Here is a 20362-nt window from a genome sequence, read left to right as displayed (position 1 = left end):
AGCTTGCGCAATGCAGTTGGGTTTTGATCGCCAACACTTCACCCTGCCAAGGGTTGGCATTTCTCTTCGATTGAATAAGAGCCTGCCCGGCACGCCATACATGGACGTTGCACGGACCTGCGGTGAGTTCTTATTCGATTTCGTGGCTAAAGGCCTTGTTACAGACCAATTCCATTTGGTGCGGATAGTTGAAAGGCTGCCGGAACCTGGGGTCGCACAGAGCCATCCATCTGCCCCTCGACCGCTCCAATGCTCAAAGATTGAACAGCACCGGACATTCAGTGCGGGCGATTGTAGTTAGCTAGCGATGTATAAACCATGTCTTATAAAGAAATAATTTTTATCGATTCCAGCAACAATCCTTCACCAATCTTGTAAAGGTTCGGGATCTTATCGTGTTCGATTCTCAACAAAAACCACAAAAATTGCCGTGTTATTGCGTGACAGCGCCCTTCCCTTACACCTTGTAAGGGCATGCAAAACGTATCCAAGTCCCCATAAAACAAGGCATTCGGACATCACCGAATGAGGCAACCGGTGCGACGTTCGCGGCACCGCTCAATCGACGAACTGACAGCACATCTTGGCCGTTTTATGCAAATTTATGGACCGGCGCGGCGCGTCAGAAACGTCCTGCGACCGTGTCCGTGTGACAACATGTCGCACGCTGCGCGCACCTCAAGTTGCCCTTCGTCACGTCCCTTTCACAAAACCCTACATACAAAAACGCCCCGTCCTTCCATTAAGCCAGAACAGGGCGTTTCAGTGGGCCGCTTCAGGCCGTGCGTTGGCGATTCCGATAGATGCCCAGCGGAACCAGGATCACCGTCAGCACAAACGCTACCAGCGCCCACTGTGCCAGGGACAGGCCAAGGATCGGCGGGTACGGCGTGCTGCAGAAGCCATCGACCTGGAAGCCCAGGGGAAAGACTTTGGCCAGCGGCAAGTCATCGACAATCGGCTGCAGGACATCGATGCCACAGCTGACCGCAGGGAAAAACTGCGTGTACACATGATGGCCGGCCGTAGCCACGCCGCCCAAGGCGCTGAGGACCACCAACCCTTCAAAGAAGGTGACCGCGCCTTTGCGGCGCATGGCGGCACCGATGAACGCAAACACCGCGATCAACAGCAAGGCGTAGCGCTGCAGGATGCACAGCGGGCATGGCGCTTCGCCCAGTACCACCTGCATGTACAACGCACCGCCGATCAGCGCCAGGCAGATGATGCCCAGCAACACCAGAAAGCGCCGCTCCCTGCCTAAACGCAATTCGTCACTCATCCCCGTTTCCCTTTGCCTGATTATGGTTGTGCCTGATGGCCGCAAGTTTACACACAGGGGATGGTTAAAACAGAAAGGGGTTAACGGCGGATTAATCGGGAGGCATGCAAAGCCAATTGTGGGAGCGGGCTTGCTCGCGAAGGCGGTGGATCAGCCACTTATAAGTCGACTGACACTGAGCCTTCGCGAGCGAGCCCGCTCCCACAGGTTGAACGGTGCTGTGCCTGGAAACCTTATTCCAGGGCCGCGGCCGGGCCGAAAAATTCGTAGCGCGCCTGTTTGTCCGGCACACCGAGGGCTTTAAGGTGGCGCTTGACCGCCGCCATGAAGCCTTTAGGGCCCAGGAAGTAGGCGTCGAGGTCGCGCTGTTCGGGCAACCACGCCGCCAGTTGCTCCTGGCTCAGCATCCCAACTTTGTCTGCGGCCGGGCTCACGCCATCGTCTTCTGCGTAGCAATAGAAGCGCTTGAGTTGCGGGTGCTTGGCCGCCAGGGCGTCGACCCAGTCACGGAACGCATGCACCCCGCCGTTTCGCGCGCAGTGGATAAAGTGCACCGGGCGCTCGGTGGCCAGGGCTGCTTCGAGCATCGGCAGCGTCGGTGTGATGCCCACCCCGCCGCTGATCAGCACCAGCGGCTTGTCGCTGGCAACCAGGGTAAATTCGCCCGATGGAGGGAACAGGTCGAGGGTCGCGCCGACGTGCATCTGGTCATGCAGGTAGTTGGACACCCGCCCACCGGCCTCGCGCTTGACGCTGATGCGGTACAAACCCGCATCGCTCAGGGCCGACAAGGAATAATTGCGGCGCACTTCTTCGCCATCGATCATCAGCTTCATGCCGAGGTACTGGCCCGGCGCGGCCGCCAGGATCGGGCCGTTATCCACCGGGGCAAAATAGAACGAAATGATTTCGTTGCTCTCCTCCACGCGCTTGACCAACAGGAACGGCCGCGCGCCGCGCCAGCCGCCCGGGGCCTGGGCTTTTTCGTCGTAGATGGCGGCTTCGGCGCCAATCAGGATATCGGCCAACTGACCATAGGCGGCGCCCCAGGCGCTCAGCACCTCGGGCGTGGCAATCTCGCTGCCCAGCACCTCGGCAATGGCCCGCAGCAGGCACGTGCCCACAATCGGGTAGTGCTCCGGCAGGATCTGTAGGGCCACGTGCTTGTTGATGATCTTTGCGACCAGATCGCCCAGTTGGTCCAACTGGTCGATATGCCGCGCATACATCAGCACGCCATTGGCCAAGGCGCGGGGCTGGTCGCCGTTGGCCTGATTGGCCTGGTTGAACAGCGGGCGAACGTCCGGGTACTCGCTGAGCATCATGCGGTAGAAGTGCGTGATCAGCGCTTCGCCGCCGCTTTCCAGCAGGGGCACGGTGGATTTGACGATGGCACGGTCTTGGGCACTAAGCATGGCAGACTCCTGGGTCTTTTTACTGATTGCCCTTACGTACTCAGTATTCGTGCCAACTTATAAACCGTTATTTTTCAATAAGTTAAATATAAAGTAGTCAATATGACTTCCTACACTTTATAGTCATAAGGACTACAAGGAGTCATTATGACTGCACAATCGCTGCTCACTACCCTGCTGCCTCTGGTTGCCGACTTGTCGCGCGACCTGCCCGAAGGCGAGCGCTACCGACGCCTGTTGCAAGCCATGCGCGCGCTGCTGCCGTGCGATGCCGCCGCGCTGTTGCGCCTGGACGGTGAATGGCTGGTGCCGTTGGCGGTGGACGGTTTGAGCACCGACACCCTCGGCCGACGCTTCAAGGTCAGCGAGCACCCACGCTTTGCGGTGCTGCTGAGCAGCCCCGGCCCTACCCGCTTTGACACCGACAGCGAACTGCCGGACCCCTACGATGGTTTGGTCGATGGCCTGCACGGCCACCTGCAAGTGCACGACTGCATGGGCTGCCCGCTGTTTATCGACGACAAACCCTGGGGCCTGCTGACCCTCGACGCGCTGGACACCGAGCGCTTCGAGCGTGTCGAACTCGACGCCCTGCAGGCCTTCGCCAGCCTGGCAGCGGCTACCGTCAACGTCGCCGAACGTATGGAGCGCTTGGCCTTGCGCGCCGAAGATGAGCACCAGCGCGCCGAGATCTATCGCCAGGCCAGCGGCCAGCAGCACAAGGAAATGATTGGCCAGAGCAAGGCCCACAAGCACCTGGTCGAAGAAATCAAGCTGGTGGGCGGCAGCGACCTGACCGTGTTGATTACCGGCGAAACCGGCGTCGGCAAGGAACTGGTCGCCCAGGCCATCCACGCCGCGTCGCCGCGCGCAGACAAACCCCTGATCAGCCTCAACTGCGCTGCACTCCCGGAAACCCTGGTGGAAAGCGAGCTGTTCGGCCATGTGCGCGGTGCCTTTACCGGCGCGCTGAACGAGCGCCGCGGCAAATTCGAACTGGCCAATGGCGGCACGCTGTTTCTGGATGAAGTGGGCGAGCTGTCGCTGACCGTGCAGGCCAAACTGTTGCGCGTGCTGCAAAGCGGCCAACTGCAGCGCCTGGGCTCGGACAAGGAGCATCAAGTGGACGTGCGCCTGATCGCCGCCACCAACCGCGACCTGGCCGAAGAGGTGCGCAACGGCCGCTACCGTGCCGACTTTTATCACCGTCTGAGCGTGTACCCGCTGCAAGTGCCGGCGCTGCGTGAACGTGGCCGTGATGTGCTGCTGCTGGCGGGCTTCTTCCTCGAGCAGAACCGTTCACGCATGGGCCTGGGCAGTCTGCGCCTGACCAGCGACGCTCAAGCGGCGCTGCTGGCGTACAACTGGCCGGGCAATGTGCGCGAGCTGGAACATTTGATCGGACGCTGCGCGCTAAAAGCCCTGGGAAACTGTCGCGAACGTCCGAAGATCCTGAGCCTGAGTGCCCACGACCTGGACCTGCCCGATGTCAGCGCGCCGCTGGCAATCGAAGCACCGGCCGATGTGGCCCCTTTGGTCACCGGCGACCTGCGCCAGGCCACCGAGCATTACCAGCGCCAAGTCATCAGCGCCTGCCTGGAGCGCCACCAGCACAACTGGGCCGGCGCCGCCCGCGAACTGGGCCTCGACCGCGCCAACCTCGGCCGCATGGCCAGGCGTCTGGGTCTCAAATAGAACGATCACCCAGCCTGAACGCAGGAACAACTCGCTCCAAGGTGGGAGCTGGCTTGCCGGCGATAGCGGTGTACCTGCCGGCTCATCCACTTACCGCCATCGCCGGCAAGCCAGCGCCCCCATCAGATTTGCTTGGCCTTGAGCATCGGATCCACAGGCTGGCTCGGTTTGACCTTACGAAACACCAACACATTCCCCAGCATCACCAGCACCAGCCCCATCAACGCCGGCGCCGTCCACTGATACCCCTCGGCAAACGCCGACACATTCAGCGCCACCACCGGAAACAGCACCGTGCAATACGCCGCGCGCTCCGGGCCCATACGGCCCACCAACGTGAGGTAGGCGGTAAAACCAATCACCGAGCCCGGAATCACCAGGTACCACAGCGCTCCGACATAACGCGCACTCCAATCCATGTCGAACGGTATCCCGCGCACCGCGCAATAGGTCGCGAGCATCACCGAACCGTAGGCCATGCCCCAGGCATTGGTGGTCAACGGCTTGAGCCCGGCCTTCTGCTGCAGGCTAGACAGCAGGTTGCCGGCCGAAAAACACATCGTCCCCAACAACGCCAAGCCCAAGCCCAGCAACGTCTGCGGGCTGGCGGTGTGCCCGACCAGCTCCGGCCAGAACAGAAAACCCAACCCCATTAATCCAAGCGCGCCGCCCATCAATACGTTGCGCGCCACCCGCTGACCGAAAAACACCCGCGCATTGAGGGCATTCCACAGCGTGGCCGTGGAAAACACCACCGCCACCAGGCCGCTGGGAATCCATTGGCTGGCCGTCAGAAAACACATGAAGTTGACGCAAAACAGGCACACGCCCTGGGCGAGGCAAATCAGGTGCCCGCGCCGGTTCATCACCTGCAATTTGCGGCTGAGCAGCAACAGCGCAAACAGCACCAGCGCCGCCAGGCCAAAGCGATAGACGATCGACACAGGAATCGCCACGACACCCAATTGCCACTTGAGGGCAATCCAGGTAGTGCCCCAGATCAGCACGGTAAGTAAGTACAGGAAAAGGTTCATAGCGGGCTCCGTCGATTGAGCCACAGTGTTGCCCGCAGACCGGCCCGCGCTCTTGCACATTCTTGCGCTTTTGTCGGGCGGCGGGATCACAGCGCCCGCGCTGCGGAGTAGGATGCAAGGCGTCGGAGAGAACAACCATGCCAGAGCTGGAATCCCTGCAAGTCTTTCAAGCCCTTAACCGCTCGCCCAACGCACGCCTCGAAGCCTGCGCCGAGCTCGGTGACGGCCTGTCTGCGGCGTTGTGGAGCAACCATCACGATGCTCAGGACTACCAGGCGCCCACCCACCACACCTTGTCCTGCTACATCGGCGGCGGCACCGGGACTTTTCGCCGTGATCAGCCCGGCACCAAAGGTGGCCCTGACAAACTCTGCATCCTGCCGGCCGAGCATCAGTCAGCCTGGGTGATAAATGGTGAAATCCGCCTGGCCCATGTGTACTTCAGCCCCGAGCAATTTGCCCTCGGCTGCGTCACCCTGCTGGACCGCGAACCGCGCGCATTGCAATTGCGCGAAAGCACCTTTCTTGAAGACGCCAGCCAGGCCCGGCGCTTTCACCAGTTGATCGCGCTCAACTGGCACGAGCCCGCCGAACGCCTGCTGACCAGCAGCCTGGCCCATGAAATGCTCAGCCACACCTTGCTCAGCCAGGTTGGCGCGCGCGACGGTCTGCGTTTGAAAGGCGGATTGGCCGCGCATCAGCGCCGGCGGTTGATGGACTACATCGACCATCACCTCGACGACCCGATCAGCCTGGGGCAATTGGCCGGGATGTGTGCGCTGTCGGAATACCATTTCGCGCGGATGTTCCGCCAAAGCTTCGGCCTGCCACCCCATCAATACCTGTTGGCGCGACGCTTGGCCCGCGCGCAAAGCCTGCTGCGTGCCGGCACGCTCCCACTGGGCGACATTGCCTGGATGTGCGGCTTCTCCAGCGCCAGCCACTTCACCCACCGCTTTCGCCAAGCCATGGGCGCCACACCCGGCGACTACCGCCAAGCCTTCCACGGCTAAACACACCCCTCCAGCACACCCGTACCCGTGGCGAGCGGGCTTGCCCCGCGTCGGGCTGCGCAGCAGCCCCAAAAACAGGCGCCGTGCTCCACGAGGAAAATCTCAATATCCTTACAGGGCCGCTGCGCAGCCCAACGCGGGGCAAGCCCGCTCGCCACGAGAGCATGAGACGTCATTGCCCATCGCTTTCGCCAAGCCATAGGGCCACACCCGGCGAATACCGCCAAGCCTTCCACGCCTAAACACAACCCTCCAGCCCGCCCGTACCCGTGGCGAGCGGGCTTGCCCCGCGTCGGGCTGCGCAGCAGCCCCAAAAACAGTCGCCGTGCTCCACGAGGAAAATCTCAATATCCTTACAGGGCCGCTGCGCAGCCCAACGCGGGGCAAGCCCGCTCGCCACGAGAGCATGAGACGTCATTGCCCATCGCTTTCGCCAAGCCATGGGGCCACACCCGGCGACTACCGCCAAGCCTTCTACGGCTAAACACAACCCCTCCAGCACACCCGCACCCGTGGCGAGCGGGCTTGCCCCGCTCGCCACGAAAGCATGAGACGGCATTCAAACCCTATGGATGATCCCGCCGCCTACGCCATCAACCCCAATGTCTTGGCTTTCGCCACCGCCTGCGTGCGCCGCTCCACGCCGAGCTTGCTGTGGATACGCCGCGCGTGGGTCTTGACGGTGTGCAACGAGATAAACAGCCGGTCGGCGATTTCCAGGTTGGAGTTGCCCAGGGCGATCAATTGCAGCACTTGCAGCTCGCGCTGGCTCAGGGGATTTTCCGCCACGCCGCTGGGCGCCGCCTGCGCCTCCAGGCCCAGTTCACTCAGTAACCCTGGCGAGCGCAACCGCAGTTCGCGAATCGCCTGCTGCACCTGGCAGCGCCCGGCCAGCGCCAGCCCAGCCTCCAGGGCCCGACGAGCCATCAGCGGATCACCGAGTTGCCAGGCCACCTCGCCCAGCACCAGTTGCAACTCGGTTTCCAGGCACAGCATGCCGCGCTGCCGAGTGGTGTCGAGCAAATCGTTGAGCCGTGCAATCGGCTGCTCGGCACAGCCCAGCTTCACTTCGGCCAGCACCAGCAAATACTCCAGGCGCGGGATCAATTCCAGCGTGGCCGGCGGCGCCTGCTTGGCATCGGGCCCGCGAAAGTGGCGCAGCACCCGGCGCATCGCTTCCAGCGTCAATTCGGCGCGGCCCTGCTGCAACCAGAAATGCCCGCTGACCAACAGCAGCACCGCGCGATACACCGTGTCCGGTACCTGGCGCTGCTGCATCAAGCGCTCGGCCTCACGCAGCTGGATAAACGCCTGGGCGTAATCGCCTCGGTTCGCTGCCAGCAGCGCCAGGCCGAGAAAACCGTACAGCACGCGCTTGTCCTGGCTGTGCAGGCACATCGTCAAACCGGCCTCGAAACACTCAGTGGCCAGCGCATCCTGGCCTTGTCGCAGCGCAAGATGCCCGCGCCGCAAGGCAATCCGCCCCACCAACGGGCCGGCCTTGAGCCGCTGCCCCACCAGCATTGCCTGCACATGCTCCAACAGGCTCTGCGCCCGATAGGGTGCGCCGCGTTGTTCCAGCAGTTGCGCGTGATCCAGCTCCAGCAATGCCTCCAGCACCAACGAACCCTGTGCACGCGCCAGGCACAGGGCTTCGCGGTTCAAGGCCTGGCCCACGTCCAGTTCACCGCGCAGCAAAGCTTGCTGGGTCAGGCCCGAAAGGCACATCAGGCGCGAGGTCCAAGCGCTGTCGGGCAAGGCTTGCAGCGCCTCGAGAAAATGCTCGCGGGAGCGCTGGGCATCGCCGCTCAAGTGCAACAGCCAGCCCCATTGCGCCTGCCAGCGGGCCAACAGATAACGCTGTTGCGCCGCCGTCGGTTGCGGGGCGAACCGCGCCAATTGATCGATACACAAGGCTGCCTGGTCGAAGCGTCCGGCAAACAGCAACGCCGCCGTGACCAGCCCCACCAGTTGCGCCGAGCCGAGCATCAATTCATCGCCATGCTGCTCATGCAGACGCAACAGCAGCACTGCGTTCTGCTGACGGAACAAGTCTTCAAAACTGAAGTGCTGCAACAGGCTCACCGCCACTTCGTAGGCTTCGGCCAGCAGCGCCTGTTCAAAGGCGGCCTGCCAGTCCTGCTGCGCGGTGAACCACTGGCAGGCGCGACGGTGCCAGGAACGCTTGGCCGGCCAGGGCTCATCGCGGATCAGTTGCGCCAATGGCGCAAAAATTTGCAGCCAATCAGTGGTGTCCTCCCACGGCTGGATAAATGCGCCCAGCGCTTGCAGGTCGCGCAGGTAGTGATCGCCGTCACCAAAGCCGAACAAGTGCTCACACAGGCCCGGGTTGAAGCGCGGCATATGCGCCAACACACGCCAGGCCTCCGCCAGCTCGGCGGGCAAGGTGCCGAAGAGTTCGTGTTGCAGGTAGTCGAGCAAGGTTCTGTCCGGGTGCCCGTCACCGAGCAAGGCGATGCGCACGCCGGCGCACCAGCCGCCGCTGAACTGCATCACGCTGTCGACGGTGTGCGTGGGCCCGAGCAGTTGCTGGATTTCCGCAGGGTTGAACATCAACTCACTGCATTCCAGCAGCTCATCGTCGAGCAGCAGACGCGGCCAGTTGCACAGCGGGCGCCGCCGGGCGCCCAGCCACCAGGTCAGCGCCGGGCTGGCGGCGCTCAGCAAACGGTCGAGCAAGGCGTCCAGTTCGGGGGCCGGCAGGCGGCAGAAATCGTCGAGAAATATCCACGCCGGGCTGTGCCAGCGGCTGAGGTCGAGCAACAAGGTGGCTTCGTCGACGAACGACAAACCGAGGTGTTGCGCCAGCCGCGCGCCAAAATCATCGGGGCTGAGCACGGCGCCATTGAGCGCCAGCCAATACACCTGACACTCCGCCGGCGCCTGCAACGCACACTCGGCGAGCAACGCGCTCTTGCCACTGCCACCCGGCGCGCAGAGCAGCTTCACCCTGACCGGCGCCGCCAGCAAAGGCCCGGCCAGGCGCGGGCGCAACAGATGGTGGGCGGACAGCCGTGGCATGAATCCAGGACGGTCCAGGCAGCGTGTCATGGCGGTCATTGCTGCATCCTGCTTTTTATTGTTATGCAACCTGGCGCCTACCCTAGTCCTGTGGTCGGAGGTTGTTGAAGAAGTATTCAGCGGGGTGATTTATAGCCATGCACAAAACCCAATGTGGGAGCGGGCTTGCTCGCGAAGGCGGTGTATCAGTCCAGGCATTCGGTGACTGACACTGCGCCTTCGCGAGCAAGCCCGCTCCCACATTTTGATCCCAGTTTGGTCCCGGATCAGCGCACGCCCTCAGACCTCAACGCTGCCGGTGTGTAATCCGCCGCCTTGGCCGCAAAGCCGAACACGAAGCTGCTCTTCTCCTCGTTTTTCATGCCCAGCGCGATGTAGCGCCCGGCGATGATGTCGTACAGCGTTTCCACGGTGTAGGCCGGCACCTGATGGTCGTAGTAAAACTGCGCGTGGCCCTCGGCAACCCGCCACAGTTGGCCACGGCCGTCGTAGTGATCAACCAGCGCGACCTGCCAGCTGTCTTCGTCGATGTACATGTGGCGCTTGGCGTAGATGTGCCGTTCGCTCGGCTTGACGGTGCCGATCACTTCCCACACGCGGTGCAGTTCGTAGCGGGTCAGGTCCTGGTTGATGTGCCCGGCCTTGATGATGTCGTCGTACTTGAGGGTCGGCGAATCGAGCTTGTAGCTGTTGTAGGGGATGTAGATCTCTTTTTTGCCGACCAGCTTCCAGTCGTAGCGGTCGGGCGCGCCAGAGAACATGTCGAAGTTGTCGGTGGTGCGCAGGCCGTCGGAAGCGGTGCCCGGGCCGTCGTAGGAGACTTGCGGCGCGCGGCGAACCCGGCGCTGGCCGGCGTTGTAGATCCAGGCCAGGCGTGGTTCCTTCACTTGGTCAAGGGTTTCGTGCACCAACAGCACGTTGCCCGCCAGACGTGCCGGGGCGGTGACCGATTGCTTGAAGAAGCTCAGCACGTTGGCCGCCTTGGCCTGGTCGATGTCCGGGATGGCTTGCGGCACTGCCACTTCTTCCTCGAAACGGATCGGCGTGTAGCTGCCATTCGTTTGCGGAGTCGCCTGGGTGATGATGCGTTTGAGGTTGCCGCCGTGGTAGCGGGTGATGTGGTTCCACAGCACTTCCACGCCATTTTTCGGAATCGGGAACGCGTAGTAGCGGTTGCCGGTGAAATTCTCCAGGCCATTGCCGTCGTTGATCGCATGCACGTTGAGCGCGCTGCGCTTGATCGACTCGTAGATGTCCGGCGGCAGGTTGACCGTGCGGTGGGTTGGGTACACCGGGATCTTGTAGGTTTCGGGGTAGCGCTTGAACATCGCCACCTGGCCGTCGGAGAGCTTGTCTTTGTACTTGTCGACCGTGGCGGCGGTGATCACGAACAGCGGTTTTTCATTGGCAAATGGGTCGGCCAGAAAACCCTTGCTGTCCACCGCGCCGGCGTTTTTGGGGATGCCGCCGGTCCAGGCCGGGATCGAGCCGTCGGCGTTGCCGGCTTTTTCAGCGCCGACCGGCGTCAGGGTGGTGCCCAGCTTGGCGGCCTCTTCGGGCGATACCGCCGCCATCACGTGGGCGGCCAGCAGACTCAGGGCCATCACTGCAAATATCTTACGCATAGGTTGTTGTCCTTTCTTAAAGCAGATCAGAAGTTCACGCCGAAGCTGAGGGCGATAAAGTCGCGGTCGGTGAGGGTGTTGTAGTCGCCGCCAAAAAAATCGGTGTAGCTCAGGCTGGCGGTGTAGGTGTTGCGGTAATCCGCGTCCACACCGACGCTGATCGCCTTGGCGCCTTCGTTGAATATCCCGTTCGGCCCATAGCCGCTGACGTCATGGGACCAGGACAGGTTGGGCTTGAGGTTCACCCCGGCAAACACGTTGTTGTAATCCAGGATTGCGCGGGCGCGATAACCCCAGGAATTGGCGGTGACGAAGCCGTCGGTATCGCCGCCGAAACCATAGGCGCCATACACCGAGTCGCGGCCGTAGCGCAGTTTGGTTTTGGCCTCCAGGCCGCCGACGTGCACATAGGCCGCCTCGCCCACCAATGTCAGACGTTCGGCGCCCAGCACCTGATCGAAGAACTGGGTCATGGTGCTTTGGATCTGGGTGATTTCCTTGCGGCGGTAGCCTGAGTTATCCGAGCCGAACGAGCTGCGGATCGGCGAGGCGGTTTGGCCGGCAATCGGGTTGACCAACGCCAGCGTCAAGTCGGTGGTGTTGAGCTGCACCGGCGCATTCGGGCGGTAGCTGATCTCGCCGGTCCACGCCGTGCCGGTGGGCAAGGTGGTGGAGAAACTGGCGCCGTACAGACGGATGTCTTCCGGGTAGTCGAGGTAGTACTGGCCACGACCGAGCATGGTGCTCTGGGCCAGGCCCGAGCCGCTGCCGGGCGCGATGGCGTTGGCGGTGGCCGCGATACGCCCGATGGTGGCCAGGTTGGTGTTGGCGGTGATCGTGCCCACGGTGGGTGTGCGGCTGTGGTAATTCATGAAGTACAGGCCGTACTCGGTGTCATCGCCAAGCCAGCGCAAGGCCGCCCCGAACTGCCCGCCATCGCGGGCTTCGCGGTCTTTGGCACGCTGCACCACCACGCCTTCGCGCGTGACTTGAAAGCCCTGGCCGAACGCGGCCGCCACCGGCTGCAGCGGCGCAATCGCCGGGCTGCCGACGGTGTAGTTGTTGTTGCAGCCGTGAGCAACCACGTCGTTGCCGAAGAAAGTGCCGCAGTTGTCCACCACGGTGTTTTCCCAGTTCAACTGGTAGAACCCTTCCACCGACAGCTGGTTGGTGAGGCTCTGGGACGCGAACAGCATGTTCACCGGGATCAGGCCTTCCTTGATTTCGGCACCGGGGCGACGAAAGGCCGACACGTCGATGGGGTTGATGCTGTTGATCGAGTTACCGATGAACGTACTTTCGCCCCAGCTGACGACCTGCTTGCCGACGCGCACGTTGCCGGGCAGGTCGCCAATCGAATAGTTGTGATAGACGAAGGCATCCAGCAGCTCATAGCCGGACGACCGCGCGCCTTCGTCGCGATGGTGATTGCTGATCTGCTTGAACTCGCGGTCTTCGTCCTGCAGTTCGAAGTCGTACCAGTACTTGCCGCGCACAAACACGCCGCTGTCGCCGTACTTGAGCTCCAGGTCGTGAATGCCTTTGAAGATCTTGGAGAAGGTTTCGCCCTTCTTGAAGTTCAGCCGCCCGTCATCCCCGGTGGACGCCTGACCCGTGCCGCCATTGGGAATGCCCACCAGCTTTTTGTCGGCATCGCGCATGCCCCAACTGGCGCCGACCGACAGCGAAGAATCGAATTGCCCTTCGATCTCGCCAATGTTGAACGAAACAGCCTGTGCCTGGGCGCAGCAGCCCAGTGCAACCGCCGCGGCGAGCGCCTGTGGCGTGAAGATGGCGCGCATTGTTGTTTTTGTCATGCGTCTTCCCCGGTGAGTGACAGAAGGCCCCACCCTACTGCCGCCCGCGAGGAGCGATAAGCGCACCAAAGGGGTATTCGCAGTGTCGCTCGAAAGGATTAGCAGCCGCTCTGGCCGGGGTTTTGACCGGCCCATGATTGGGGTAGATAGCGCGTTATCAGGGGAATGGATGGCCTGCGGCGCGACTGTTGCCAATTTGGTAACAGTCCTTGTCTTGAACCGCTATTACTCAATTTGTTACAACCGACTATTCTTACCTCGCTCTCAGGGCAAACGGCCCGCTCCCAACCTGGGGAGAACAGCTGAATTTCGACGGATTGGCTAATTTATTCAATCTGTTACCCGTGTTCACTGACGTTGATTTGTCGCTCCTTGATCCAACGTCTTACTTCGGCCGCTGCCTATGCAGCGGCCTTTTTTATGCCTGAACGAAAACGGGGCGCCATCAGCGCCCCGCGGTATTCGATAGTGTTCGAGCAACGATCAGAGGCTGAATTTCTGCAAGTTGGCCATCATCTCCTTCAATGCCTCGATATTGTCCTTGGGGTGCGCGGCGCCTTCGAAGTCGCAGATCTGCGCCCAATGCGCAGCCACATCATCGGGTGAAAACCCGGCTTCGGGGTCAAACCCCACACCCAGGCTGCGCTCCCAGCGGGTCTTGCCGATCCAGCCGCCGCCCACTTCAAACAGGCCGGAGGTTTCCTGGCACGCCTCGCTGCCCAGGTACACCACCAACGGGCTGACCAGCTCCGGCTTGAGGCGGTCGAACACTTGCGGCGGGATCAGGCCTTCGGTCATGCGCGTGCCGCCGGTGGGGGCGATGGCGTTGACCAGAATATTGTTCTTGCGCCCTTCCAGCGCCAGGGTGCGGGTCAAGCCGTACAAGCCCAGCTTGGCCATGCCGTAGTTGGATTGGCCGAAGTTGCCATAGATGCCCGAAGTGGACGCGGTGAAGATCACCCGGCCATAACCTTGCTCACGCAAATGCGGCCAGGCAGCGCGGGTCACTTTGTAGGCACCCTCGACATGCACCCGATACACCAGGTCCCAGTCGCCGTCGTCCATTTTGTGGAAGGTCTTGTCGCGCAGGATGCCGGCGTTGTTGACCACCACATCGATGCGGCCGAATGCATCGAGCGCGTTCTGCACGATTTTGTCACCGTCGGTGACGGAGTCATGGTTGGCTTCGGCAATGCCGCCCGCTTCGCGGATTTCGGCGACCACGCGATCGGCGGCCGAGGCGTTGGCGCCCTCGCCTTGAGTAGAACCGCCGAGGTCATTGACCAGCACCTTGGCCCCGTGTCGGGCGAACAGCAGCGCATGCGCCCGGCCCAACCCGCCGCCGGCACCGGTAACGATCACGACCTTATCCTGGAACTGCACTGACTCACTCATACCGAACTCCGCTGGCGACAATGGCAATGGCGTGAGTGTCAGGCACACAGCCTCCGGTCACAATAAAGTCGGCCGAGGCTGAATGGTGCTCGATAAGGCAGCGGGATGATTGTGCGTCCCAGATTTTCGCAGGGCGTCGCCTTCTCAGTGGCGAGCGAGTCTTCTGTGGTAAGCAGGCTTGCTGAGCAGCAGGCCTCTTGTGGCGAGCGGGCTGTTGTGGCGAGCGGGCTTGCCCCGCGTTGGGTGGCGAAGCCGCCCCGATAAGGTTACTGCACAGTGTTCTGGTGTATCGCGGTGGCAGGTTTCAGGGCCGCTTCGCGCCCCAACGCGGGGCAAGCCCGCTCGCCACAACAAGCCCGCTCGCTAATGTAAACCTGGCGCAGCCACAACAAGCCCGCTCGCTGATGTAAGCCTGGCGCACCACAACAAGCTCATTCGCCACAACGGGTGGCTCAGGAATAGGCCACCCGTGGCGCGGGCTGGCCGACGCGCTCGCGAAACGCCAGGTAATGCTTGAGCACCAGTACCGGCGCTTCTATCTGCGGGTAGTGACCGATATTGGCCAGCAACACCGTGTCGGCGTGCGGCACCAACTGGTGATAACGCTCCACCATATGCACACCGGAGATCGGGTCGACTTCGCCGTCGATCACGCGCAACGGCACCTCGCCGCGCTGCAACGCGTCCACCCAGCGCTCCCGCAAGCGGCGGCGCTGGGGAATGTAGGCAATCAGTTTGTGCAGGATGCGCGTGCCGTCATTGCAATTGATCAGGCTCCAGAAATCATCCAGCGCGCTTTCACTGGGCCGCGTATTCGGGCCAAAAATCTGGCTGAAGCTGTTCGACAAGGCATTGCGCCCGAAGGCACGGCCGATCATCCAGCCAAGCGGGCTGAGCAGCAGTTTTTGCACCAGCGCCGGGCGATGGGTTTCCGGGAACAGCCCGCCGTTGAGGAATACGCAACTGGCCATCTGAAAACGGCCTTCGTAATGACGGGCGAGTAATTCCTGGGCGACGCTGTCGCCGTAGTCGTGGGCCAACACATGCACCGGTTGCTCCACGCGCAGGTGGTCGAGCAACGCCTGCTGCAGGTCGGCCTGCTCCAACAGGCAATAGTCGTGATCCACCGGCTTGTCCGAGTCGCCGAACCCCAGCATGTCGCAGGCAATCACCAGGTTGCGCTGGGCCAGCGGCTGCCACAGGTAGTGCCAGTCCCAACTGGCCGTGGGGAAGCCATGAATCAACAGCAGTGGCTCGCCCTGCCCGGCCACCCAGTAACGGATCGTACGACCACGGAAGACGAATTCCTGAGCGCGTTTGCGCCAGGCTCTGAGCGGGATTTCGGCGAGTGGCATCAGCTTTTATACCCGGGATCTTGCAGGTCCAATTTACGCAGCAGCGCGGGCCAGGCCAGCGCGCCGCCCATACCCTGAGCGCTCTTGGTGACCGCGGCCACCATAGCCCTGGACCCGGCAAGAATCTGCGGCTCGATGGCAATCAACTCAGCCGCGCCGTTTTGCGCCAGCACCTGGATATCGCAGGCGCGTTGGAAGATAAACATCATCAGGAACGTGTCAGCGATGGTGCCGCCGCAGGTCAGCAGGCCATGGTTGTGCAGCATCAGGAAATTGTTGTCGCCCAGGTCTGCCTGCAAGCGCGCCTTTTCTTCATGGTTGAGCGCCACACCTTCGTAGGCGTGATACGCCAGGCTTGCGAGCACGAACAACGATTGCTGGCTGATCGGCAACACGCCTTGCTTCTGCGCCGAAACAGCAACACCGGCGGGCGTGTGGGTGTGTATCACGCATGCCACGTCGTGGCGCACGTCATGGATGGCGCTGTGGATCGTGTAGCCCGCGGGGTTGATCTCGTAGGGGCTGTCCATCAGCTTGTTGCCGGCCTGGTCGACCTTGACCAGGCTCGACGCCGTGATCTCGTGAAACATCAGCCCGTAGGGGTTGATCAGAAAATCATCGGTGCCCGGCACCTTGGCCGAAATATGCGTGAAGATCAGGTCATCCCAGCCATGCAGCGCGACCAGGCGATAACAGGCGGCCAGGTCGACACGGGCTTGCCATTCGGCAGCGCTGACCTGGTCTTTGACATTCTGTGGCGATAGAACGGGGGCTAGGCTCACGGCAACGACCTCCTTGGCACATTTTCTTATTGTTTTTTTGAGTGAAGGGCCAGTCTAGTCAGACGCCATCGCGCAAGTAGTCGCCTTCGCAGCCAGCTTGATGACCGAACGAGTCAGCAACAAGAATAGTTGAAGTCAGCGGGCGCCGCGTCAGAGAAGCGCCGCCAATAAAGGCACGGCGAACAGGTTGAGCAAGCCCGTCAACACCATTACCAGGCCCGCAACCGAGCCCTCTTCACCGCCCACTTCCTGCGCCCGGCTGACGCCCGCGCCATGAGCGCCCACACCAAACAACGCGCCACGCGCCAGGGGCGTGCGCAACGGCAACCACTTGAGCAGCACGCCGCCGAGCATGGCGCCGAACACGCCGGTGAACATCACAAACACAGCGGTCAGTTCCGGTACACCGCCCAGGTCAGAGGAAACCGGCATGGCAAACGGCGTGGTGATCGAGCGCGGCAACAGCGACATCGTCACCGAGCTGTTCAATGCCAGCGCCTTGGCCAGCCCGAACGAGGTGCCGATGGAGGCCGCGCTGCCGGCGACCATGCCCAGCAGCAACGCCGACCAATGACGCGCCAGCAAGCGGCGTTGTTGCCAGATCGGCACCGCAAACGCCACGGTGACCGGGCCCAGCACCAGCATCAGCCAGTGGGTGTCGGCGGCATATTCGGCGTACGCCGTGTGCATCGGCGCGGCCACCGCCAACAGCAGCGCCGGCACGAGGATCAAGGGCGACAGCACGTAGCGCCCGGTGCGGCGATAGATCCAGCGGCTGAAGACATAGGCGCCCAGGGTCAGGGCGAGCCAGAACACCGGCATCAGCTCAAGCTTCACGGCGCATGCTCCAGCGGCAGACCATCTCTACGGTGAATGCCGTCACCAGCATCACCGACAGTGTGCTGAAACCGATCACCAGCAGGATGCGCCAGCCGTCGTTGCGCACCAGGCCGCCGTAATCAAGCAGGCTCATCAGTGCGGGAATAAAAAACAGCAGCATCTCTGCCATCAACACCCCGGCGCCCAGTTGCAGGGCGGCCGGCTTGACCAGGCCGGTGGCGAATGTCGCCAGCAACAGGCCCAAGCCCACCACGCCACCGGGTATGGGCCAAGCCAACCACACAGCAAGCTGGGTACCCAGAAAATAGATAGCCAGCAGCACAACCAGCTCAGTCAGCAGGCGGGCGATATGTTTGAAGCTGAAACGATTCATAAGCGTTTGATCCTCACAGGCGCTCAGTTTAAAGACGCCTCCCCCATCCCCACAGCGAATTGTTAGACTGCCAGCTATTCCAAACTGGAATCAGGCCTATGGAATTCAAACAGCTGCGCAGTTTTGTCGAAGTGATCCGTCGGGGCGGCTTTACCCAGGCCGGTAAAACCTTGCACATCAGCCAATCGGCCGTCAGCAAACAAGTGGCACAGTTGGAGCAGAGCCTCGGCACGCCGCTGCTGGAACGCACGGGCTCGCACATTCGCCTGACGGCCGCCGGCGAGGTGGTGTTGCAGCGCGCCGAAGCCATGTTGCGCCTGCAAACAGAACTGCTCAGTGAGCTCGATGATATGCAGCAACTGGCCCGTGGCGAGCTGCGCCTGGGCTTGCCGCTGTTGGCGGGCGACACGCTGTTTGCCGGGCTGTTTGCCGAGTACCGCAGGCGTTACCCCAAGGTCACCATCCAATTGCTCGAAGGCGGCAGCCGCACGATCGAGCAGGCGATTCTCAGTGGTGAGCTGGACGTGGGTGGCACGCTGATGCCCAGTGATCCGGCCTTTGCCTGGCAACCCTTTTGCGACGAGCCGCTGGATGCCTTGCTGCCGATGGATCACCCATTGGCCGAGAATGCCCAGGTACGCCTGGAGGAACTGGCGGACACGCCCTTCCTGATGTACCAACGCAGTTTTGTGCTCAATGACCGACTGATGCAGGCTTGTCAGCAATTGGGCTTTACGCCGAAGGAGATCGGCCGCAGCGGCCAGGCGGACTTTCTCGTCGCCCTGGTCGCGGCCGGTCAGGGCGTGGTGCTGTTGCCCAGCGTGGTCGCCCGCGGGTTGGTGCGACCGGGCGTGGTGCGCCTGACACTCAAGGCGCCGGACTTCCTGCGCTGGGACATTGCCTTTATCTGGCGTGAGGGCGCTTATCTGTCCAAAGCCGCCCAGGCCTGGCTGGCGCTGCTGCGTGAATTCCCGGTCAACCGCGCAGTGCAGTGACCAGCTCGGCCAGCCACGGTTCTGCATCGGCTTCCGGGGTGACGCTTTCGCTGGCGTCCAGGCGCAGCATCGGCAGCACTTCGCGCACGCCCAACTCGCCGAACAGCTCGCGCATTTGCTCGCCGCCGCCGCAGAAGGTGTCGCCGTAGCTGGCGTCGCCCAGCCCGATGACGGCACCGGGCAGCCCGCGCCAGGCGGCGGGGAGTTGGTCACGGATGCTCGAATACAGCGGTTGCAGGTTGTCAGGCAGCTCGCCCATGCCGGTGGTGGACGTCACCGCCAGGAGGGCTTCAGGAGCAAAGGCCTGCACATCGGCCAAGGTGGCGCGCGGGTTGTGCCAGGCTTCAAAACCGGCCGCGTTGAGGATGCCGGCCGCGTGGCGAGCGACTTCTTCAGCGGTGCCGTAGACCGAGCCGGAAAGGATGGCGACTTTCATCAATCTGATCCTGTAGTTGAGCCAAAGCGTGGGATGTTAGCAGCTGGCGCAAATATTTCGGCGCATGCCGCGCAACATTCAGGGCATGCCATACACTGCAGGCTCTAAAAACAAGCCATGGACCGCTCAATGATTAACGCCAAACTGATGCAGCTGGTCATCAACGCCTCCAACGACGGCATCGTCGTCGCCGAACGCGAAGGCAAAGACAAGCCGCTGATCTACGTTAACCCGGCCTTCGAGCGCATGACCGGCTATGCACTGGACGACATCCTGTATCAGGATTGCCGCTTCCTGCAGGCGGGCGACCGCGACCAGCCAGCCTTGATGGCGATTCGTGAAGCCCTCGACAGCGGCGGTTCTTGCCGGGAGATCCTGCGCAATTACCGCAAGGACGGCGCGCCTTTCTGGAACGAGCTATCGCTGTCGACGGTTTACAACGAAGCCGACAAGCAGACCTATTTTGTGGGCTTGCAAAAAGACGTCAGCGCGCAGGTGAAAGCACAACTACGCGTGGCCCAGCTGGAAGCACAGGTGGCCGAGCTTAAAGGCGAGTTGGCGGCGCTCAAAGCGACGAGCGGAATTAACAAAGTGTAAAAAACACGGTCTTTAGAGCGATAATGGCTTTTTAATGTCTCATCGTTGAGCTCCATCAATGCACCGCGACGCGCTTTTGACGCAGGACGAACTGGATTTTATCCAGGACATGCAGCACAACCCGCAGCTCAACCTGCGGGATGCGTGGTCGAGCCTGACGGTCAACGGCGGTGCACAGATTCGTGATTTGCTCACGCGCTTGGCCGCTCACGACCACGTCACCATCCAGGCGCAGTTCGACAACCAGCAACTCACGTTCCCGCTGCACCTGGTAGAAGACGAGTTTCACGCAGTTCATCTGCGCCTGGGCGTGCCGAGCATTTTTGAAGACGGGCCGATGATCCGGCCGTGGCGTCTGGCCCTTGAAGCACCGGTGGCACTGGAAAACGTCAAGGGCAACCCTGCCGCGTTATGGGTTCACGAGGTGTCATTCAAAGGCGTGCTGGTTGAGATTCGTGGCCGGGTCAAACCGCCGAAAACCTTTTCCCTGTGGTTCAGCCCGTCCGGCTACGAACGCATTGCCTTGCGCGGCGCGCTGGAGCGGGAAACGGCTCGCGGCTTATTCGCTTACCGCCTGAGCCAAAGCGATGCGGATGAAATCGAGCGGCTGCGCCAGTTCATCCTGCACCAGCATCGCCTGGTTCATCCGCACGTACACGCCTGACT

17 protein-coding genes are annotated in these 20362 nt (G+C 62.0%); 5 read left to right on the top strand and 12 right to left on the bottom strand.

The features are described from left to right. Window positions 1-775 precede the first annotated feature (775 nt). Both AACW30_RS25905 and hmpA read right to left on the bottom strand, forming a co-directional pair. Window positions 776-1282, bottom strand: a complete 507-nt coding sequence (locus AACW30_RS25905; protein ID WP_200623807.1) for a disulfide bond formation protein B — start codon at window positions 1280-1282, stop codon at window positions 776-778. A gap of 233 nt (window positions 1283-1515) precedes the next feature. Further along, window positions 1516-2697 (bottom strand): NO-inducible flavohemoprotein, encoded by a 1182-nt coding sequence (hmpA, locus tag AACW30_RS25900; protein WP_200623806.1) that lies wholly within the window; start codon window positions 2695-2697, stop codon window positions 1516-1518. Between the two features lie 147 nt (window positions 2698-2844). Between hmpA and norR the strand changes: the two genes are divergently transcribed. Next, complete coding sequence (gene norR, locus AACW30_RS25895) at window positions 2845-4392, top strand: nitric oxide reductase transcriptional regulator NorR (RefSeq protein WP_200623805.1); 1548 nt, start codon at window positions 2845-2847, stop codon at window positions 4390-4392. A gap of 122 nt (window positions 4393-4514) precedes the next feature. On the opposite strand, the gene AACW30_RS25890 is transcribed toward norR, so the two are convergent. Continuing rightward, the gene (locus AACW30_RS25890) at window positions 4515-5426 is read right to left on the bottom strand and encodes a DMT family transporter (protein ID WP_119736752.1); all 912 of its coding nucleotides are present in this window, start codon (window positions 5424-5426) and stop codon (window positions 4515-4517) included. Window positions 5427-5563: 137 nt separating this feature from the next. On the opposite strand from AACW30_RS25890, the gene AACW30_RS25885 reads away from it, so the two are divergent. Further along, window positions 5564-6439 carry a helix-turn-helix domain-containing protein gene (locus AACW30_RS25885; RefSeq protein WP_200623804.1) on the top strand — a complete coding sequence of 292 codons (876 nt, stop codon included), beginning with the start codon at window positions 5564-5566 and terminating at the stop codon, window positions 6437-6439. A 585-nt stretch (window positions 6440-7024) separates the two neighbouring features. On the opposite strand, the gene AACW30_RS25880 is transcribed toward AACW30_RS25885, so the two are convergent. From AACW30_RS25880 to AACW30_RS25845, 8 genes are all read right to left on the bottom strand, one after another. After that, complete coding sequence (locus AACW30_RS25880; RefSeq protein ID WP_200623803.1) at window positions 7025-9520, bottom strand: LuxR C-terminal-related transcriptional regulator; 2496 nt, start codon at window positions 9518-9520, stop codon at window positions 7025-7027. A gap of 227 nt (window positions 9521-9747) precedes the next feature. Next, on the bottom strand, window positions 9748-11106 hold the full coding sequence (locus tag AACW30_RS25875; protein WP_200623802.1) for a DUF1329 domain-containing protein: 1359 nt from the start codon (window positions 11104-11106) through the stop codon (window positions 9748-9750). Between the two features lie 26 nt (window positions 11107-11132). Beyond that, entirely contained in the window at window positions 11133-12923 is a 1791-nt protein-coding gene (locus AACW30_RS25870) for a DUF1302 domain-containing protein (protein ID WP_119736743.1), read from the bottom strand. Between the two features lie 483 nt (window positions 12924-13406). Then, a complete protein-coding gene (locus AACW30_RS25865; protein ID WP_124418443.1) occupies window positions 13407-14318 on the bottom strand; it encodes an SDR family oxidoreductase in 912 nt (303 codons plus the stop codon). Window positions 14319-14770: 452 nt separating this feature from the next. Continuing rightward, window positions 14771-15673, bottom strand: coding sequence for an alpha/beta fold hydrolase (locus tag AACW30_RS25860; protein WP_169367592.1), 903 nt, complete (start codon window positions 15671-15673; stop codon window positions 14771-14773). Then, entirely contained in the window at window positions 15673-16455 is a 783-nt protein-coding gene (locus AACW30_RS25855) for a class II aldolase/adducin family protein (protein ID WP_169367593.1), read from the bottom strand. The genes AACW30_RS25860 and AACW30_RS25855 overlap by 1 nt, the downstream gene beginning before the upstream one ends. 150 nt (window positions 16456-16605) lie before the next feature. After that, window positions 16606-17292, bottom strand: a complete 687-nt coding sequence (locus AACW30_RS25850; protein WP_200623801.1) for an LrgB family protein — start codon at window positions 17290-17292, stop codon at window positions 16606-16608. Beyond that, complete coding sequence (locus tag AACW30_RS25845) at window positions 17282-17668, bottom strand: CidA/LrgA family protein (RefSeq protein ID WP_200623800.1); 387 nt, start codon at window positions 17666-17668, stop codon at window positions 17282-17284. Before AACW30_RS25845 ends, AACW30_RS25850 begins: the two co-directional genes overlap by 11 nt. 98 nt (window positions 17669-17766) lie before the next feature. Here AACW30_RS25845 and AACW30_RS25840 point away from each other — a divergent pair, with 98 nt between their 5' ends. Next, window positions 17767-18663, top strand: coding sequence for a LysR family transcriptional regulator (locus AACW30_RS25840; RefSeq protein ID WP_106578217.1), 897 nt, complete (start codon window positions 17767-17769; stop codon window positions 18661-18663). Here the strand turns inward: AACW30_RS25840 and AACW30_RS25835 are convergent. Beyond that, window positions 18644-19099 (bottom strand): flavodoxin, encoded by a 456-nt coding sequence (locus AACW30_RS25835; protein WP_124418448.1) that lies wholly within the window; start codon window positions 19097-19099, stop codon window positions 18644-18646. The genes AACW30_RS25840 and AACW30_RS25835 overlap by 20 nt on opposite strands. Window positions 19100-19228: 129 nt before the next feature. On the opposite strand from AACW30_RS25835, the gene AACW30_RS25830 reads away from it, so the two are divergent. Together AACW30_RS25830 and AACW30_RS25825 are read left to right on the top strand one after the other, a co-directional pair. Then, window positions 19229-19696, top strand: coding sequence for a PAS domain-containing protein (locus AACW30_RS25830; RefSeq protein ID WP_200623799.1), 468 nt, complete (start codon window positions 19229-19231; stop codon window positions 19694-19696). Window positions 19697-19754: 58 nt separating this feature from the next. Next, window positions 19755-20360 (top strand): hypothetical protein, encoded by a 606-nt coding sequence (locus AACW30_RS25825; RefSeq protein WP_106578214.1) that lies wholly within the window; start codon window positions 19755-19757, stop codon window positions 20358-20360. Window positions 20361-20362 lie beyond the last annotated feature (2 nt).

Origin of the sequence: Pseudomonas sp. MF6747 (assembly GCF_963890955.1) — a bacterium.
In the GTDB taxonomy this organism is placed as follows: Bacteria; Pseudomonadota; Gammaproteobacteria; order Pseudomonadales; family Pseudomonadaceae; genus Aquipseudomonas.
The sequence above is the reverse complement of the archived record's forward strand: the minus strand, read 5'-3'. Positions and strand labels throughout refer to the sequence as shown.

What these genes read in the sequence shown, in the direction of transcription:
- AACW30_RS25905 (WP_200623807.1), bottom strand. Translation starts at nt 1,282, where the DNA reads ATGAGTGACGAATTGCGTTTAGGCAGGGAGCGGCGCTTTCTGGTGTTG.
- hmpA (WP_200623806.1), bottom strand. Translation starts at nt 2,697, where the DNA reads ATGCTTAGTGCCCAAGACCGTGCCATCGTCAAATCCACCGTGCCCCTG.
- norR (WP_200623805.1), top strand. Translation starts at nt 2,845, where the DNA reads ATGACTGCACAATCGCTGCTCACTACCCTGCTGCCTCTGGTTGCCGAC.
- AACW30_RS25890 (WP_119736752.1), bottom strand. Translation starts at nt 5,426, where the DNA reads ATGAACCTTTTCCTGTACTTACTTACCGTGCTGATCTGGGGCACTACC.
- AACW30_RS25885 (WP_200623804.1), top strand. Translation starts at nt 5,564, where the DNA reads ATGCCAGAGCTGGAATCCCTGCAAGTCTTTCAAGCCCTTAACCGCTCG.
- AACW30_RS25880 (WP_200623803.1), bottom strand. Translation starts at nt 9,520, where the DNA reads ATGACCGCCATGACACGCTGCCTGGACCGTCCTGGATTCATGCCACGG.
- AACW30_RS25875 (WP_200623802.1), bottom strand. Translation starts at nt 11,106, where the DNA reads ATGCGTAAGATATTTGCAGTGATGGCCCTGAGTCTGCTGGCCGCCCAC.
- AACW30_RS25870 (WP_119736743.1), bottom strand. Translation starts at nt 12,923, where the DNA reads ATGACAAAAACAACAATGCGCGCCATCTTCACGCCACAGGCGCTCGCC.
- AACW30_RS25865 (WP_124418443.1), bottom strand. Translation starts at nt 14,318, where the DNA reads ATGAGTGAGTCAGTGCAGTTCCAGGATAAGGTCGTGATCGTTACCGGT.
- AACW30_RS25860 (WP_169367592.1), bottom strand. Translation starts at nt 15,673, where the DNA reads ATGCCACTCGCCGAAATCCCGCTCAGAGCCTGGCGCAAACGCGCTCAG.
- AACW30_RS25845 (WP_200623800.1), bottom strand. Translation starts at nt 17,668, where the DNA reads ATGAATCGTTTCAGCTTCAAACATATCGCCCGCCTGCTGACTGAGCTG.
- AACW30_RS25840 (WP_106578217.1), top strand. Translation starts at nt 17,767, where the DNA reads ATGGAATTCAAACAGCTGCGCAGTTTTGTCGAAGTGATCCGTCGGGGC.
- AACW30_RS25835 (WP_124418448.1), bottom strand. Translation starts at nt 19,099, where the DNA reads ATGAAAGTCGCCATCCTTTCCGGCTCGGTCTACGGCACCGCTGAAGAA.
- AACW30_RS25830 (WP_200623799.1), top strand. Translation starts at nt 19,229, where the DNA reads ATGATTAACGCCAAACTGATGCAGCTGGTCATCAACGCCTCCAACGAC.
- AACW30_RS25825 (WP_106578214.1), top strand. Translation starts at nt 19,755, where the DNA reads ATGCACCGCGACGCGCTTTTGACGCAGGACGAACTGGATTTTATCCAG.